16 protein-coding genes and 1 pseudogene are annotated in these 17,557 nt (G+C 54.5%); 4 read left to right on the top strand and 13 right to left on the bottom strand.

What is annotated here, in order from left to right; all coding sequences use genetic code 11:
* Nucleotides 1–57: 57 nt before the first annotated feature.
* Both ACFSNN_RS38430 and ACFSNN_RS38435 read right to left on the bottom strand, forming a co-directional pair.
* Entirely contained in the window at nt 58–807 is a 750-nt protein-coding gene (locus ACFSNN_RS38430; protein WP_134466332.1) for a citryl-CoA lyase, read from the bottom strand.
* Between the two features lie 41 nt (nt 808–848).
* A complete protein-coding gene (locus ACFSNN_RS38435; protein WP_134466331.1) occupies nt 849–2,030 on the bottom strand; it encodes a CaiB/BaiF CoA transferase family protein in 1,182 nt (393 codons plus the stop codon).
* Between the two features lie 100 nt (nt 2,031–2,130).
* On the opposite strand from ACFSNN_RS38435, the gene ACFSNN_RS38440 reads away from it, so the two are divergent.
* Both ACFSNN_RS38440 and ACFSNN_RS38445 read left to right on the top strand, forming a co-directional pair.
* On the top strand, nt 2,131–2,865 hold the full coding sequence (locus ACFSNN_RS38440; protein ID WP_134466330.1) for a dienelactone hydrolase family protein: 735 nt from the start codon (nt 2,131–2,133) through the stop codon (nt 2,863–2,865).
* Nucleotides 2,866–2,883: 18 nt separating this feature from the next.
* A complete protein-coding gene (locus tag ACFSNN_RS38445; protein ID WP_134466329.1) occupies nt 2,884–3,744 on the top strand; it encodes an SDR family NAD(P)-dependent oxidoreductase in 861 nt (286 codons plus the stop codon).
* Nucleotides 3,745–4,049: 305 nt separating this feature from the next.
* On the opposite strand, the gene ACFSNN_RS38450 is transcribed toward ACFSNN_RS38445, so the two are convergent.
* From ACFSNN_RS38450 to ACFSNN_RS38495, 10 genes are read right to left on the bottom strand one after another with little or no spacing between them, the layout of a single operon-like run.
* Nucleotides 4,050–5,147, bottom strand: coding sequence for a zinc-dependent alcohol dehydrogenase (locus ACFSNN_RS38450; protein ID WP_134466328.1), 1,098 nt, complete (start codon nt 5,145–5,147; stop codon nt 4,050–4,052).
* 33 nt (nt 5,148–5,180) lie between these two features.
* Nucleotides 5,181–6,398 (bottom strand): NAD(P)/FAD-dependent oxidoreductase, encoded by a 1,218-nt coding sequence (locus tag ACFSNN_RS38455; RefSeq protein WP_134466327.1) that lies wholly within the window; start codon nt 6,396–6,398, stop codon nt 5,181–5,183.
* 8 nt (nt 6,399–6,406) lie between these two features.
* The gene (locus ACFSNN_RS38460; protein ID WP_134466326.1) at nt 6,407–6,712 is read right to left on the bottom strand and encodes a non-heme iron oxygenase ferredoxin subunit; all 306 of its coding nucleotides are present in this window, start codon (nt 6,710–6,712) and stop codon (nt 6,407–6,409) included.
* 33 nt (nt 6,713–6,745) lie between these two features.
* Nucleotides 6,746–8,059: a Rieske 2Fe-2S domain-containing protein gene (locus ACFSNN_RS38465; protein WP_134466325.1), complete on the bottom strand. Its 1,314-nt coding sequence runs from the start codon at nt 8,057–8,059 to the stop codon at nt 6,746–6,748.
* Between the two features lie 28 nt (nt 8,060–8,087).
* Nucleotides 8,088–8,861, bottom strand: coding sequence for an SDR family NAD(P)-dependent oxidoreductase (locus ACFSNN_RS38470; protein WP_134466324.1), 774 nt, complete (start codon nt 8,859–8,861; stop codon nt 8,088–8,090).
* Nucleotides 8,862–8,904: 43 nt separating this feature from the next.
* Complete coding sequence (locus tag ACFSNN_RS38475; RefSeq protein ID WP_134466323.1) at nt 8,905–9,600, bottom strand: ABC transporter ATP-binding protein; 696 nt, start codon at nt 9,598–9,600, stop codon at nt 8,905–8,907.
* Entirely contained in the window at nt 9,593–10,345 is a 753-nt protein-coding gene (locus ACFSNN_RS38480) for an ABC transporter ATP-binding protein (protein WP_134466322.1), read from the bottom strand. The genes ACFSNN_RS38475 and ACFSNN_RS38480 overlap by 8 nt, the downstream gene beginning before the upstream one ends.
* Nucleotides 10,332–11,294 carry a branched-chain amino acid ABC transporter permease gene (locus tag ACFSNN_RS38485; protein ID WP_134466321.1) on the bottom strand — a complete coding sequence of 321 codons (963 nt, stop codon included), beginning with the start codon at nt 11,292–11,294 and terminating at the stop codon, nt 10,332–10,334. The genes ACFSNN_RS38480 and ACFSNN_RS38485 overlap by 14 nt, the downstream gene beginning before the upstream one ends.
* A complete protein-coding gene (locus tag ACFSNN_RS38490) occupies nt 11,294–12,163 on the bottom strand; it encodes a branched-chain amino acid ABC transporter permease (RefSeq protein WP_134466320.1) in 870 nt (289 codons plus the stop codon). Before ACFSNN_RS38490 ends, ACFSNN_RS38485 begins: the two co-directional genes overlap by 1 nt.
* Before the next feature lie 55 nt (nt 12,164–12,218).
* The gene (locus tag ACFSNN_RS38495) at nt 12,219–13,412 is read right to left on the bottom strand and encodes an ABC transporter substrate-binding protein (protein WP_134466319.1); all 1,194 of its coding nucleotides are present in this window, start codon (nt 13,410–13,412) and stop codon (nt 12,219–12,221) included.
* Nucleotides 13,413–13,582: 170 nt separating this feature from the next.
* Here ACFSNN_RS38495 and ACFSNN_RS38500 point away from each other — a divergent pair, with 170 nt between their 5' ends.
* Nucleotides 13,583–14,809, top strand: coding sequence for an IscS subfamily cysteine desulfurase (locus ACFSNN_RS38500; RefSeq protein WP_134466318.1), 1,227 nt, complete (start codon nt 13,583–13,585; stop codon nt 14,807–14,809).
* 576 nt (nt 14,810–15,385) lie between these two features.
* Here the strand turns inward: ACFSNN_RS38500 and ACFSNN_RS38505 are convergent.
* Nucleotides 15,386–15,574, bottom strand: a pseudogene (locus tag ACFSNN_RS38505) (IS110 family transposase); the annotation flags it as partial.
* A 642-nt stretch (nt 15,575–16,216) separates the two neighbouring features.
* On the opposite strand from ACFSNN_RS38505, the gene ACFSNN_RS38510 reads away from it, so the two are divergent.
* Entirely contained in the window at nt 16,217–17,509 is a 1,293-nt protein-coding gene (locus ACFSNN_RS38510; protein ID WP_134466317.1) for an MFS transporter, read from the top strand.
* Nucleotides 17,510–17,557: the final 48 nt, after the last annotated feature.

The raw sequence follows: 17,557 nt of genomic DNA on the forward strand, positions 1-17,557 counted from the left end.
CCTCTTGAACTCATCGTGCGGACGTGGATTGAGCCACGCCCATCGTCGACTCAGACTTCATTCAAGGTAGTCGACAGATTCACTAAACGCGAAAAGTTCAGGCGAAAGAGGATTTGTCCGCTCCTCGAGAACATGTCCCACGAGCCCTGCGCAGCGCCCGACAACAGCAACCGCTCGCATTGCGTCTACAGGAAACTCAATCTCATGAAGGACTGCTGCAAGCGCCCCGGTCACGTTGAGCGTGATCGGCTTTCCTGCTGCGGTATCGATGGCCTCACTTAAGAGTTTCAACAACGAGATGTAGTCGCCTTTCACGCCGGCAGCGTCTGCAACCGTGAACAAACGCGCAGCACGAGGGTCTTTTTCCTTATAATTTGGATGCCCGAAGCCGGGAACCCGTCGTTTCGCTTCTTGGAACTTTTGAACAACGCTGCGCGCCCACTCGGATTTCTCCCCTGAGAATGCCATTCCCTCACTAAGAATGCGTCCTGCTCCTGCCATGGTGCCCGCAAATCGATTACCGATCATCAGTGCGCCAGCAGCGAGCGGGATCTGGATGTCGTCAGGGTTTGAGTCTGAGACGAGCCGTGCTACCAGCGCGCTAGGCGTCAGTCCGTGATCCATGAGAATCAAAAGAGACGCATCGAGCAATTTCGATTGAGCCGGCGAGGGGCGTCGCCCAGTGACGAGAAGATAGAAGCCTTCAGTGAATGAAAGCTCTCCAACTATCTCAGACAAGGTATCGTGTCCCCGCAGGCGCAATCGACCAGTGTCGTTTGGATGAGTCCCAATAGAAGTAGTAGGCATACTTGGTATAGAGTCAGAAAGTGTAAGCGTTTAAGGGGGCACTATTTGCCCTGTTGAATCAGGTCAATTGTCTCGTTCGTATAGCCGAGGTCAGCGAGAACCTCTCGCGAATGTTCGCCCAGGTCCGGTGCAGGGTTAAGTGGCTGGTCGACGCGGTCACCATCGAAGAGCACTGGACGTCGGATCATCGTTTGCTTTCCATGAACAGGATGCTCAACCTCGACGAATGTCTCTAGATGTCTAATCTGCGCATCCTCGATGACTTCTGGGAGGGTCAATACCGGCGCGTGCGGGACATCGAATTCGACAAGGCGGGAAATCCAGTAATCCCGAGATCGCGTTCGCGAAGTCTTGTTCAGCTCGATTGCCAATTCCTCATAATTCTCAAGTCGACTTGATCGTTCGCTAAACCGCGGATCCGATGCAAGGTCGTGGCGCTCTAAAGCTGATAGCAGTCCAAGCCAAAACTTCTGTGGCGAGGACATGTGGACAGCCAATAGAGAACCGTCCGAGCAACGCAACGCATACGACTGAGATGCGCGCACACGCATCAGCGGATCCGGCTTTACACCCGCCATGGAATAGTTTGCGAACGGATCGCTAATGAAAGCTACCGTCGATTCCAGCATGTTGATCTGGATCGTGCGTCCCTCGCCCGTCCGAGTTCGATCGAACAATGCGCCGAGAATCCCATAACTCGCGTACATACCGGTTAGATTGTCGGCGATTGACGGTCCCGTTATTTGCGCGTCAGCGCCTAGGAATAAACTGGAAATGCCGCTCAGTGCCTGGCCAACAGCATCGTACGCCGGTCGACTTGCGTATGGACCAGACTCCCCGAAGCCCGTGATGGAACATATGATCAACCGCGGATTGATCTGACGCAATTTGTCGGTGCCGAAGCCGAGTCGCTCCATAACGCCAGAGCGAAAGTTCACGATGAGGATATCAGCACCCTCTAGTAATTTCAGAAGCGCGCCGCGACCAAGATCGCCCTTCAAATTCAGAGTAACGCCCTTCTTGTTTCTGTTGTAAGTACAGAAATACGGGCTGTAGTTTCCGCCACGGAACGCCCGAAAAGGGTCGCCTTCGTTCGGGTTCTCGATCTTGATGACTTCCGCTCCTAAGTCCGCCAGCAAGGTCCCAGCTAGGGGGCCCGTGATCATTGCGGTCAACTCCACGACTTTGACCCCCGCCAAGGGGGCATTCCGTTTTTTATCCATGGCTGTCTGCTTTCTCCTTCGTTGCACCACAATTCGGTACATGCTACGATGACTCAGCCAACTACGTTTGTCAACTACCTAATTTTTATCGGATCAGGTCATGAACAATGCAGCTTGCGACGTTCTCATTCCAGTCGGCCATGAGCATATGGGCGCGTATTTTTCTCGCCCCGGCCGGGTGCCTATTGGAGGCGTCGTATTGATCCAGGAGATTTTCGGCGTCACGCCCGCGATGCGCGCAATCGCCGATGACTTATCGATGCAAGGCTACGCTGTAGCGGTACCAGACATTTATTGGCGTCTTCAACGCGGGCTCGATCTCGGCAACGGAGAGAGTCCCGTTCAGCGCCAGTTGGCCGTTGAGTACGCGGGCCGATTCGACGAGTGCGTTGGGACTTCGGACATCGTCGCCGCTGTTGACTGGCTCAACACGACACTTGCCTCGAACCATCGACCCTCGGTTTTCGGCTTTTGCTTGGGCGGACGCATGGCGGTACGAGTAGCCGCGACAACGGAACTGACGGGGATGGTGTCCATGTATGGCGTCGGGCTAGAAAAGATGGAGCCTGAAATCACCGGTATCAAATGTCCCGTGCAGTTTCACTTCGGCGAGGATGACAACCACAATCCAATGTCGACAATCAGTTCCGTCGCCGCGATCGTCGACCGGCGACGGAGGCCGGGTGACGAGTTTTTCACTTATCCAAGCGCACAACACGCTTTCTACAATCGGTTTCGCTCTGATCGTTTCAATCCCGAGGCACATAAGCTCGCGCAGGAGCGCGTACTGCATTTTCTCGCTAAACGTTTCAGTGCAAGAACCTCCAACAGTTGAATTCCCTGAGGGTGAATTATGTGCGTTCAATCAAAAGACACGACTCGATTTCTGCGTGGTAAGACCGTACTTATCACAGGCGCCGCTCAAGGCATCGGCCTTGCGTTGACACGGCACCTAAATGCTGCGGGGGCGAATCTGGTGCTCGTCGACATCGCTAAGAGCGCTCTAGGTGAGGTCACTGAGGAAATGCGTTCTCAGGGCGGCCATGTTCTTGCAAAGCACATGGATGTCGCTAATCGGGATTGCGTAATGGATCTAGCGGAAGAAGTCGAAGCACACTTTCCAAGTGTTGACGTGCTCGTGAACAACGCAGCCATTGGTCCAGAGCGCAACAATCCTGCCTATCTGCGCGAGAAGCCGAAGTTCTGGACAACGCCAGACGAACTCTGGCTCTCCATGCTACGCATAAATGTGTTTGGTCCTCAGTTATTGAGTCGTGTATTCGTGTCTCAAATGTTTGAGCGAGGCTGGGGTCGGATAGTCAACGTCACGACCAGCTTGGACACAATGTATCGTCAGGGCATCGGCGCTTATGGCCCGTGTAAAGCTGCGCTCGAAGCAGCCTCCCGCATCATGTATCAAGACCTCGAAGGTACGGGAGTTACTGTGAACGTTCTTGTTCCTGGGGGCCCCGTGAAGACTCAGATGGTGCCGATGGACTGCGGTCTCAACCCAAGCGATCTGATTCAACCTGAGCAGATGTCCTCACCCCTACTTTGGCTGTGCAACAACGCCTCTGATGGTTATAGCGGTATGCGGATTGTTGCACGGGAGTGGGACGAATCTCTACCGCTGCAACGGCGACTTGAACAAGCGTCCGCACCCATCGCATGGCCACAACTAGGCGCACAATCTCGATTTCCAGAAGGGAAATGATTTCGGAGGAAAGCCCGAGCTGATAGGTTGGACTCGGGCCGTTTCAACTTTACCTGCTCGCGCCGCCTCAGTATGACTTTGACTGATCCGATCTACAAGGAGTTGCTTTTTCTACGGACCGTCTCTTTAACGCTGTTCAGAAGATTATCGGCCGACCCTGTTCCCGTCTTCAAAAGACTTGAAGCCGCATCGTCGACGATATGGCAAGGGTCCTCCCGCTCGCCATCAACGGCCGTCGCCGAACCGGGAAAAATCGATGTGAATATGCGAAATGACGCCAATCGAACGCAATTCCCGCACATAGTTCACTCCGGGGTCAGCGTAATGTGAATCGCTTCGCGACCGTCACTAAGTTCTCGACCGAGAGTTCGCACGGCAGCAGTACCGTCGTTCAATGAAAAGGAATGTGTACAAAGCGGCGCCAATTTCGGTCCATCCTGCTTGATCAACTCAATCGCCAGCTCCGTCGACTGCCATCCCGCGCTCAGCACCCCGAGTAGTTGGATTTCTCTGAGCACCACTTTGTCGATCGGAAGTCCATTGAGAGGTTGGTTTCCTTTCAGGCCAGCAAGTACAATACGGCCGCCACGCTTGACTAAATCGACCCCTTCTACAATCGGCTGCATCGCTCCGGAAGAAACGTCTAGCACCACGTCCGCAAGCTCGCCGTTCGTCAACTCGGTCACTCGGGCAACGAGATCGCTACCGGTTTCCAAGACATCCGTTGCACCGAGTTGAAGGGCCAGGTCAAGCCGCGCTTTGTCAGCACTTGTACCAGTGACGATTACGCGAGCGGCGCCCGCTCTACGAGCTGCAAATGCCGCCAATAACCCACGTTGCCCTGGACCTGCGATGATCACAGTTTTGCCCAAAGCCGCGCCGCCTACCTCGTAGACCCACCGGATCGCATTTGACAAAGGATTTACCAAGCTCATCACATCGGTCGGAATATCTTGAGGCAGCCTGTGCACCATGGTTCGTGGATGAAGATACACGTGAGTCGCATATCCTCCCCACAAAGAAGGCGCTACCTTCGTACCGTGATACAGTCCGTAGCCCACATCCGATTGGCATCGCGTGTAAGCCCCGACCACGCAGTCCGCGCAATGTCCGCATGGAACGATTGGTTCCACTGCGACGCGATCACCCTCTCGTACTCCCCATCGTTTCGCTGCACCGGGTCCAATGCGATCAATGTAGCCCATAATTTCGTGTCCGGGGACGATTGGCATTCCGCCGCCCCAATCGCCGAGATGGCCCAGCCACTGTTCGTAGTCGGTACCACACAGCCCACATGCCTCAACCTTCAAAATCGCGTCATCTGAGCCAATCTCCGGAATTACAAAGTGGCGGAGATTCATGTTTCGGGGAGACTCGAGAACTAAAGCAGCAGCATTGCTCATGTTGTTCCTTTTAGTACTGAAACTAGCACGACCTCAATGTGATTCCAGGCAAATCGCGGATCCGCGCAGACCCTCAACATCGAATTGTCGCAATCCTTGTATCGCGCGCTTGGCCTCTCGCAATTCGCGAGGGCAATTCACAGCCGCGACTGCGACTAGTCGATCACCTTCAACAAAATAGTCAGCGAAACTTCCTTGACTTACGTCGCCTTTCCGATACACGCGACTGAGCAACGTCGGAATTCCGAGCATCTGGAAGTTAATATCATATTGATCTGACCAAAACCAGGGAGAGTCACGCGATCCCACTTCCTCATCAAGCATTGCCTTCGCCGCTTGTATGCCTTGATCCTGCGCATTCTTCCACGACTCAAACCGCAACCGGCCTCCCTCGAATAGCTGATTAGCAACGTCACCACACGCGAAAATATCGGGATCAGACGTTGCACATCGGCCATCCACGAGAATTCCGTTATCGACCGCCAATCCCGCGTCTGAGGCTAGTTCCGAGTTGGGCACAACGCCGATGCCAACAATGACCAACGACGCACGGATCTTCGTTCCGTCAGCCAGGACAACACCTTCAACTCGCTCGGCTCCATCAAAGCGTTGGATGCGTGTATTGAGCCTCACGTTTACTCCACGCTTGATGTGTTGGTCGAAAAAATAGTCGCCGAGCGGCCGTGGCAGAGAACGTCCGCAAAGCCGATCCGACGTTTCCAGAACAGTAACGACGGCTCCTTGAGAATGCAGACTCGCCGCCACCTCAAGACCAATCCATCCGCCACCAACTATCACGACTGGTAGATCTTTCTCGACAGATCGTTGAATGTTTAAGGAATCCTCAATTGTGCGCAAATAGTGGACGCCGTCAAGATCGGAACCTGGAATATCCAGACGGCGTGGCCGCGCGCCCGTCGCAAGCAGCAAGCGATCGTAACTGACCGACCCTCCGTCAGCCAGGGAAATGCACTTGTTTGTCGGATCGATTGCAACGACATTGCGCCCTGTTTGAACATTCACCCCAGCGTCTCGAAGTTGCTCTTCTTTCCAGAGGTGACAAGCACTAGGCTGGATTCTGCCCACGAGCAATCCTTTCGACAGGGGCGGCCGTTCGTACGGAGGGTGCTCTTCAGCTCCGATCAACATGACCTCACCTGAGAAGTTCTTGTCGCACAACGTCTTGGCCGCCCAGCCGCCCGACTGGCCGGCTCCAACAATCACAAAACGATTTGCATTAAGCCGCATCATGATCAGGCTCAGATAAAGATGTAAATCTTGTCATCGACGACTTTCACGGGGTAAGTCGTCAGATCGGAATCGGCAGGCGGCCCCAAGCATTTCCCAGTGGGGATATGGAAGATCGCGCCGTGAAGCGGACACTCCACCTGATCGCCCTCCACAAAACCGTCCGTCATCAAGGCGTACGCGTGAGGACATACATTGTCAGTGGCGTAATAAGACTCATCGACCTTATAGAGGGCGATCTTTTTATCACCCTCTGTGTAGGCGAAGGGGCTATCGGGCGTTACCTTGTTGCAAGAGGTTACAAGCTTCCAATCCATAACATTTTCCAAAATCTGAAATCTATCTACTATTCAAGCGGGTTGAACGCCAGAATAAAGTTCGCCCTGATGCTTTTGCAGGAAGTCGTCAAGCTCATCAGCATCAGAAAGGACGTCGAGAGGCACAACCCCGTACGCAGACCCGTCCCTGATAAGCTCCCGAAACTTATTGAGGCTCTCTTCCGATTCAACGATCCTCATCAGCCGGCGACGACTGCGGACGATTGCGATATCCGCCGCTACTAGGAACTCCTTGTCCCTGTCGACGATACGCCCATCGCTTTCCGGGGTAGCCAGCATCCCCTCTTGCATGGCCCGGTCCTGGTCATTCAGACCGTGGATACCCGAAGGACTCGAGTGACTGGCACCCTGGCGGTTGATCAAGTAGTTGTTTGCAGCGGTTCGGACAGGAACGAATGTGTCGACGATTGTCCCAGTGTTCAACCGATACGGCCGATATTCACTCTGCGGAGGGAACGCCAAACCCTTTCCGACATAATCGAGAAAATCTTCTGGCAGCGCGCCCTTCAGATAATAGTTGAAATCCCATGTGTACGTGTTGTAGTCATCGATCGGTATAAATGCGCGGCCACCTACAGGAAAATCGGCTGCGGGAATTGAACTAAATGACGGCACCATGAACTGCGCGACACGCCAATAGTATTCGTTGCCCGCGTTTCGCCGTGCGACGGCGAGCACACCTACCGGAGTGTCTTTCGCGTACAGCTTGGGAGTAAGGTCAACGGCAGAATAGGGCCTATGTACCGGCGACGTGGCCATCGTTTCCGGGTTCGTGTGCAGGATCGAAACATGAGAGCTGTCCAACTCCCCCTCAATTCCTTGCAGCCAATTCGATTCCTGAATCCAGACGGTTGCATTTCGCTGGGCCTTAGGCAGGTCGATCCACGGGAATTTCGGGAATTCTGGCGGATCATCTGCCCCCATATAAACCCAGACAATGTCCGCCCTTTCTACAGCTTTATAGGCCTTAATCTTGACCTTGCTGCAAATCGACGCATCAGCCTCGTTCTGCATTTGGAGACACTGCCCTTCCTCGTTGTACAACCAGCCATGGTAGCTGCAACGGATCCCCTTGTCCTCGACGCGGCCATAGAAAAGCGGAGCCAAGCGGTGCGCGCAGTTCGCTTGCACAATGCCGACTTCACCGGCACCGTTCCTGAAGGCGACGAGCTCTTCTCCAAGCAACTTCAAACGGACGGGTGCGCATTTCGGGGCGGGAAGCTGTGACGAAAGGATCGCCGGCAGCCACACGGAGCGAAACAAGGCCCCCATTTTCGTCCCCTGTCCAACGTGAGATAGGACATCGAGTTTGCTTTCGGTTGACATGAAAATGGTTCCTGTAAAAGACGAGTGTTCAGAGGGTGAGAAAGCCGCCGTCGACCGGGAGCACGACTCCATTCACAAATGAAGCGAGGGGTGACGCCAAGAAGACTGCTGGGCCGGCCATCTCACTTGCCTGCCCCGCTCTCTTCATCGGTGTGTGCGACATCACAAAGGCCATTCGATCAGGATTAGCGCGCGAAATAGCAGTCTGCGGCGTCTCAATGAACCCTGGTGCCAATGCATTCACCCTGATGCCATATCTGGCAAATTCGACTGCCAGCGACTTGGTAAGCATAGCTACCGCGCCCTTGCTCGTAGAATAAGCAGTGGTGTCGTTAGGTGCGGCCGCAAACGACTGTATCGACGCAAGGTTGATAATGTTGCCGCCCGTGTTCTTGAGTTGGTCCAAAAAGGCGGTAATCCCGTAGAGCAGGCCGTCGACGTTCACCGCCATGACCTCGTGCCACGTCTCGAAGTGCTTCTCGTCGCCCACCAAGCCGCGTCGATGAATGCCAGCGTTATTGACGAGAATCGAGATGTCTCCAGCGAGTTGTTTAACCTGCTGCGCCACCTGCGTGGCCTCGTCTCGATTTGCCACGTTCCATGGCACTGCCCAGGCGATCCCCCCACTTTCTACAATATTTTTCGCAGTCGACGCTACTGTATCGGGATTGACATCCGCAACGACGACAGAGGCTCCGGCCTCGGCAAGTCCGATGGCGATTTCGCGTCCCATTCCCTGTCCCGCACCTGTAACCAAAGCAACCTTGTCCGCCAGCAGCGCATTCCCAACTGTCCCAATCATTCCTGATCTCCTAGCCATAAGCGGCTCTTTCGAACTTGTACATCTAAATGGTCAGCCACTGGTGGTGAACTCGATCAGCATCCAGTTTAAATTGTCCGATGCTAAGGGTCTCTACCACTTTTCCCTTGGACATCACAAGTATGCGATCTGATACAGATTCCGTAAGATTGAGATTCTGCTCAACCAGAAGGATCGCCACATTTTCCGCTTTTAGTAGCTGGATCACATCACCAATTTGCTTCACTACCATGGGCGCCAACCCCTGAGTCGGCTCGTCAAGCATCAGAACCTTCACATCGGTCACAAGAGCGCGGGCGATGGCGAGCATTTGCTGCTCACCTCCGGACAATGCATGGCCTCGATTCTTTATCCGTCTGCGCAGGTTTGGAAAAAGATCAAGGACACGCTCCTCAGTCCACGTTCGGGGTGCACGCCGTTGTCCCACTCGCAGATTTTCGAGCACAGTTAAGGCGGGAAAAATCTGTCGTCCTTCTGGGACATATCCGATTCCTGCACGAACAACGGCATGGACTGAGCGCCGGCTCAGATCCTGCGAATCAAGGCTTATCTTGCCCGACGAGGCGCGAAGCAACCCCACGACGGATTTCAACGTCGTCGTTTTACCGACACCGTTCCGGCCAATGATCGCAGTGACTTCGCCTCTGGGGACTTGAAAATCCACACCAAAAAGCACCTTCCCCGACCCGTAACCAGCTTCAAGCCCCTCGATCCTAAGCATGAGCTACTCCCAGATAAGCACGTTGCACCGCAGGGTCGGCCCGTACGCTTTCCGGAGGCCCATCCGCGATCTTTCGGCCCTGTTCTAAAACAACAATTCGGTCCGCTACGCCAAACACAACTTCTAGGTCGTGCTCTACCAGGAGTACGGCGACTTTTGAGTCGTTTAGCAGTGTCTTTAACAGGCGGACGGTCGAACGAGTCTCTTCTACAGACATTCCCTGTGTAGGTTCATCCAACAACAATAGCTTTGGTTTGAGCGCTAATGCACAAGCGATCTCAAGGAGCCGTTGATCGCCGTGCGAAAGAACACCAGCAAGGCGCCAGGATTGTTCTGTCAAGCTGACTCGTTCGATCCATTCTTCCGCCTCAATTTTCGTTGTAGCCCGTAACGTTTTCGAGGGCACAGGATTTAAACGAGTTGACTCTCTTGCCTGAACGGCAAGGCGTACGTTCTCAAGAACGGTGAGCTTTGGAAAAAGCGAAGTGATTTGATAGGTCCGGCTCAGCCCTCTTCGCGCCAGATCGAAGTCAGATAACTCATCGACCACTTCACCCAAAAATGTCACCGATCCAGCAGTTTTTCTGAGAGCCCCTGCGATCAAATTGAAAACAGTACTTTTCCCGGCGCCGTTCGGTCCGATGAGTGCAACTACCTCTCCAGCGTCCACATTGAGATCAACCGCATCCACAGCCGCGAGAGCGCCCCATCGTTTTGTGAGTCCAACACATTCAAGAAGTCGCATCTTTCGCTCCGAAGCGGGTTGCCTTACGAATCGACAGTCTCTCTGAAATTGAAGCCTTGATTCCCCAAATTCCGTCGGGCGCCACCGTGACTACCAAGATGAAAAGTGCCCCCATCACCAACGGCCAGCTCGATGTAATCGCGCTCAGTTCTTCATGCGCGAGGACAATAAGCGCTGCGCCGATCGTCGGTCCTATAAGGGACCCCCTCCCACCCAGAATCACCGCAATGATGACTTGCCCGGAGAGAACCCAGTAGAGGACATCCGGTGATACGAAGAGAAGAAAGGCGCCATGGAGAGCGCCGGCGATGCCGGCAATGGAGTTCGAGATCACGAATGCAACAATACGAAGCAGCCGCGGTTCATATCCAATTGCGCTGGCGCGGCGCTCGTTCTCTCGTACCGCTACAATCGCCGTCCCCATCGCGGAGCCAATAAAGCCCCTCGCGACAAAAAGCATCACGACGACAACTGCAAGAACCAGCCAAAAAAATCCATTACGTGAAACAAACGCATCCAGCCCAAACGGGCCGGGGTTACGAGCAAAGCCCGTCAATCCATCAGATCCGCCGGTGAGCGTGTTCCACTTAAATACTATTGCAAACCCTAGCTGTGCAAAAGCCATTGTCAGCATCGCATACGCGACCCCACTAGCTCGCGTGCATAACCATCCAAGGGGCACCGCCAGGAGAGTAACAAAAATGAACGCGGCCGACAGAGCAACTGGTAGCGAATAACCGTGCAACGATGCGAACGCGTAGATATAGGCCCCAGCGCCATACGGTAGAACGTGACCGAAGGAAAACATTCGGCCGTATCCGAACTGGACATCCAAGCTCATCGCGAATAGAGCAAAGATGAGAATCTCTGTAAGGAGAGTTACCTGAAAACCAGGCAGAAAAAAAGGCGCAGCAGCGAGCAGCGCGACCACGGGTACAGTCATTTTCATCACTCTGCCTCTCCAAAAAGACCGCCCGGTCGGTACAAAAGAACGCCGATCATCAATACGTAAGTCAACGCCAGCGCAAGTTCTGGGAAATAGAAGTTTCCGACGGTTTGCGTCCCCGCAACGAGAAAGCTACCTACTGCTGAGCCGACAAAGCTGCCCATCCCACCGATCATGACGATTACGAATGAATCGATAATAGCTGTGCTGCCCATTCCGATGTAGCCCGTAATGAGAGGCACTGCCAAGTACCCTCCGAAACCCGCGAAACCACATCCTACCGCAAAGGTAAGGGTCCGAATGATGTCCACATTGATGCCCAACGCGTTCGTCATGTCAGCGTTTTGAGAAATCGAACGAATCAATAACCCCAAGCGCGATCTCAGAATCACAAATGTGAGAAGCCCCAAAACGGTGAATCCAACCGCAATCAGAAAGATACGATAAATTGGAAATGGCTCATCGAAAACTATAATCACCCCGTTCAAAAAGTTCGGTAGCGAGACGTCCCTCGTGTTCGACCCCCAAATCTGGCGAATCAACTCCGTGATTACTAAACTGAGTCCAAACGTTACGAGCAGAAAACTACTTGGGTCGCGCCCATACAAACGCCTGAGAAGAAAGCGTTCGAAAGCCGCGCCTACGGCGGTTGCACTCAGCGGAGCCAAGATCAGACCTATCCAGAAGTTGTCCGACCAGTAAGCAGCTGAGATTCCGACGTATGCGCCAAACATATACATTGCGCCATGCGCGAAATTCATAATACGCATGATTCCAAAAATCAACGTCAACCCAACTGTGAGCATTCCTAATAACGAAGCCAACGCGAGAGTGTTGATAATCAACTCAAGCCATATTTGCCACGAACTCATCGCAACTCCCCTTCGACGTCAATACGCAAACACGCGTGTTCGATTAAGGTACTCGTTAAAACGTATCACGTCGGCAAGCTGGAACAGCCGCTCTGGCAGGGATTGTCTCGATGATTTTTGGCGTGGGGTATGGAACGTCTGAGTTTTTGTCCAAGCGACCCACAAATACGGACTGCTCCGCTTGGTGATCACAACCTCTGAGTTTTACCTTCCCCTTAACGCTCTCGATTTCTAAGTCGTTCAAGGCGGTACGCACCGCGATCGGATCAACAGACTTCGCCCGACGAATTGCTTCAGCAAGAAAATTGAGCCCCTGCCAGGTCTCTCCTTCCCAAGTATCAGGAATGTCGTTGTATTCAGATCGGAACATACGAACGAATTCCACGTTTGCAGGAGCGTTGATCGCGTAGTTATATTGACTCACGCCGTGCAATCCGACGCCAGCGTCGCCCAACGGCCTCGTGTTTAGCAGGTCGAGGACCTCTGTAACGATCTGCATCCGATCCGACAATCGGTATTGCCCAGCCTGTTTCAAGAATGCTGTTGCGTCGTCGCCGCTCATAGCGACATAGAGCACATCTGGGTTTGAACCGCGGATTCTGGTGATATAGCTGGAATAGTCCTTTGTACCTAGCGGCGTGAGGACATTTCCGACCGACTCTTTATTGAGTTGCGAAATAAGCCCTTCGAACGTGGCCAGGCTACTCTTGCCCCAGGCATAGTCCTGTGCGATCGTGAAAAACTTCTTCTTGGGTGACTTTGCCAACCAGAGCGAAATGGCGCGAGCGCGCATCGGTCCTGACGTGCATGTCCTGAAAGCATTTGGTACGAAGTTGGTGGCCGTAAGAGAACCCACACCACTGATAGTTGCGACGTAGAGCGCGTTCCAGTCGTTGAGTCGCGGCATGACCGCCAACGATTCGCCACTTGAAATGATTCCCGTAATCAACTTAACTCCGCGTCCTTCGATAAGTTCCGTCGTCTTGCGAACGCAGGCAGCGGGGTCGCCTTGGGTGTCCTCATAGAAAAATTGAACCTGCCGCCCGTCAATCCCCCCTTTGGCATTAGTGCTTTTCTCAAACAGCTTGCAAGCCCGCTGCACCTGCGCGCCTAGCGCGGACCAGTTTCCCGTGATCCCTGTCGGAACCCCGATCCTTATCGGATCGGGCTGTGATGCGGCAGGCCTGACGATTGAGGCCAACCCGACGCCTGCCGCGCCGATCAGGAAATTTCTTCGATTCATGGTCATGAGGCTGTCTCCGAGGTCTTGATTTAGGTTTGGTTACAATCATGCTATATTCGTCAAATACGTCTGTCAACTAGGGCAATTGTCAAAGTCAAAGTTCGATGCTCGCGCCGCTGTCGGGACGGAAGCCGGATGACTTGATCACGATTTTTGCCCCAACCCGGAGCTCTCACATGAGACATGTGCTTTCTTCATTGCGACCGATATACATGGACTACGGTGCGACCACACCCGTTGATCCTCGAGTCGCCGACGTCATGACGCGATATTTAACGGAAAGCTTCGGTAATCCGGCCTCTCGCAGCCACGCCTACGGCTGGGAGGCAGAGGAAGCTGTCGAAAACGCGCGTGGACACGTCGCAGCGCTGCTCGGCGCCGATCCCAGGGAAATCATTTGGACGTCGGGCGCCACCGAAGGTAACAATCTCGCCATTAAGGGGGCCGCAACTTTCTATCGGGGACGCGGAAAACACATCGTCACGCAAAAGACGGAACACAAAGCCGTACTAGACACGTGCCGCGAATTGGAACGACAGGGGTTCGAGGTGACCTATCTTGATGTGAAAGACGATGGCATCATTGATTTGGATGACCTACGCTCGGCCTTGCGGCCGGACACTATCTTGGTCTCAATAATGATGGCAAACAACGAGATCGGAACGATTCAGCCTGTCCATGAGATAGGGGAACTCTGCCGCGAGCGCGCGATCCTTTTCCACTGTGACGCAGTCCAAGCCGCAGGAAAAATCCCGATTGATCTGTCAACGCTGAAGGCCGATCTGCTGACCGTGACGGCTCATAAAGTCTACGGTCCAAAGGGTGTCGGCGCTCTCTATGTTCGAAGGAAGCCACGGGTGCGGATCGAAGCCCAAATTCACGGCGGGGGGCATGAACGCGGCATGCGATCTGGGACTCTCCCGACGCACCAAATTGTAGGGATGGGCGAAGCTTTTCGACTGGCGAAGCTGGAACTTCACGACGAAGCTGAACGAGTCGGCGCGTTACGTGACCTTTTACTCGACGGACTGAGAGCATTGGAGGAGACGTATGTGAACGGCAGTCTGGACCGCCGTGTTCCGCACAACTTAAATGTTAGTTTCAACTATGTCGAAGGCGAATCCCTAATCATGGGTGTGAAGGGCGTCGCCGTTTCGTCCGGCTCAGCGTGTACATCGGCGTCGTTGGAGCCCTCTTTCGTTCTTCGGGCACTTGGGCGGAGCGATGAACTCGCGCACAGCTCGATCCGCTTTACTCTTGGACGTTTCACAACCGAGGCGGAGGTGCTCTCAGTTATCCGACAGGTGACGGAGACCGTGACCAAACTGCGCGAACTAAGCCCGTTGTGGGAACTACATAACGAGGGAATCGACGTAAGCACGATTCAATGGGCCGTGCACTAACCCTCTAATGAGCGAAGGTGCTGGTAAGGAGCTCATAATGAAGCAGCCGGCTGAGGGTGATAGCCGAGGTCTGATCTGTGCAAACATTCTTTTCATGTTCTCGGCCGAGACCGCGTTGGCAAAGCGGTGTTTCGCAAGAAGTTTCACGCAAGCAGTTGCTCTAGTTTTCGTGTCTTTCGGGAGGAAAGGAGCACTGACCTTGGCCCCTGCGGAAAATCTTGCAAAAGGCTCTAACCGACCTGAACTGGCTGCGCGCACTGCACGTTGGCGCTTGGGACCCGCGCCGAACCAACGGGATGAGCCTCGGCAGCCGTAGAGCGAAGTAAATCTATGGTCCGCCCCAGATTTGCAACCCCATGTGCGTGAGGACAGGTTGGCTTGCCTAAATCTATCCGGCGTCGTTGGTTAGGGCTGAGCCCCGCGCCATGATGAAGTCCGGGCCTGCAGCCCCCATAAAGTTGTGCGGCTTCTTAAGCCTCTTTACTTCCCGGGGTTTTCCGCAGGCCGGTGTGCCGTTCCCGTCATCAGTGTCAGGCGTCGCAAAAGCCGAGGTGTTGATGGGTCTCTTCTAAAGGTTCAGGCGGGTAAGGCCGTTGGTTCTGCGTTGAAGCTAGTGTGTCGGGCGACTATTGCCCATGCGATTCGGGCCAGTTTGTTGGCCACCGCGCATGCGACGACGTTCGAATGACGCCGGCTGGCCAACGCTCGGGCCCATTCTGCGAGGGGCCCGGTTCGCCTGTCCAGGAAGCGCATGTACGACCGGGCGCGGGCATCGATTGATATCTGGACTGCGCCCGGCGGTGCCAAGTTTGGGCGATGCGGGCTCCCTCCAGATGTTGCCTTCGCCGGTGAACGGCTCCTGTCGCGTATCCCATGCAGCGCTCACCCTGCAGCAATCGCACCTCACTGTACCGCTTCGCATGCGTCTAGAAAGTCGTGATCACGAGCGAAAGATGACGCAAGAGTCAATGTTCCATGCCATCCACGGGTTGGCCCAGCCGTTGCCTACCCTGTTCCAGAGATATATCCACGAGCGGGACTTTCAGCCGATCTTTTGAGGAACACGTCTTCCCCTGACCGCCGCGCTCCCCGGGGTTTCATAGCGGCATGGCGCGACGCCAATTGAGACCACCCGTCATTGCGTCCGCTCAAGGGCGACCAACGGATCACTTCGTATCATCCGCATATGTCCATCTGTCGGATTGAATTTCCATCACGTAAACCCGACGTGACAGATGATGCGTCACGTTGGATACTATTTACAAATGAGAAGCCAGTCCATCTGTCGGACAATCCTAAAAGGAACTTTCTGACGCCCGTCAGCATTCCTCTTTTATCAAACGGCGTTCCCAGTGACTGATTCAGCTGCTCAATCAACTATGTATTCGAGACGCACAGGACGAAATAATGGAGACATCCCAAACCCCGGCCGGCGGCACTGTCCGTCTGGACTCAACCTATGCGGCCGAGCAGAGACCACCCGCATATCGTTGGGTCGTTCTGTTTGTTGTCTGGATTGCGTTTCTGCTCAGTTATGTTGACCGCGTAGCATGGAGTACCGTCGCTGCTCCCGTCGGCCATTCTCTCGGAATATCGGTTGCGCTGCTGGGTGCCTTCGTTACAGCGTTTTATATTGGCTACGTCCTCGCCAACGTTACTGGTGGCCTCATCACCGACACGATCGGGGGGAAGCGTACGCTGGTTTGGGCAATGATCCCGCTCGGGATTGCGACCTTCGGTTTCAGTTTCACCCACAACCTGACAGTCGGCTTTGCGATCCAGTTCGTGATGGGTATCGCTGCTGGCGCTGACTATTCTGCCGGCGTGAAAATCATAACGGCATGGTTTGGAAAAGATCGTGGCCGTGCCATTGGCTTGTACACGACGGCAACTTCGCTCGCGCTGGTCATTGCTAACGCGACAGTCCCTACCCTCGCAAACGTGTTCAGCTGGCAGACGGCGTTCAGGGCGCTTGGGATCACCACTTTCCTGTGGGCAATTGTCTGTCTCGTCGCGCTGAGGGATAGCCCACTGAAATCTCTTACAGTACGCATTTCCGGAAGCGAAGTGGGAGAACTGATAAAAAACCGAAACCTTGTTCTGCTTGCGTTTGCAGGTTGCGGTGCGCTTTGGGCAACTGTTGGCTTCGGCGCGTGGGGGAACGCACTCATGACCAGGCAATACGGTATTGCTCCCGTCGTCGCAGGCTCGATATCCGCGCTTTTCGGGGTGGGGGCAGTAATCGCGAAGCCGCTACTCGGTTGGGGATCTGACCTTCTGCGTGGACGTACCAAACTGCTGGCAATCGTAGTGCTGGTGTGCTTCGCCCTGATGCTTCTCGTGTTCGGACAGTGTTCCACGGTTACCCAGTTCTACATGGTCGCACCGTTCCTCGGCGCTGTTGCGTTTGGATATACCCCCGTGCTTATCGCGCAGGTAACGCAGGCTTCAGGCGTCAAGTTCGCAGGGGCCGCGGCTGGTCTGACTAACGCCGTATGGCAGTCCGGCAGCGCAGTGGCGCCGATTGTCGTTGGCCAGGTATACGCATCTACCCATTCCTTCTTCATGGCACTCGTAACGCTGGCCGCCGGCCCGGTTGTTGGTGCAGTGCTGCTCGTCTTCGTGAACCTGCACGGCGGCTCCGCCGCTCAGGAAACTTCACCGGGCAGGAGATCCGCGCCTTCCGCAATGGGCAACTAGGCAAAATCCGTCTCTCCCCTCCGGTCGCCCCCGCAACCGGAGCCAGCA

The sequence above is a fragment of the Paraburkholderia dipogonis genome (genome assembly GCF_042680985.1).
Lineage (GTDB): Bacteria > Pseudomonadota > Gammaproteobacteria > Burkholderiales > Burkholderiaceae > Paraburkholderia > Paraburkholderia phytofirmans.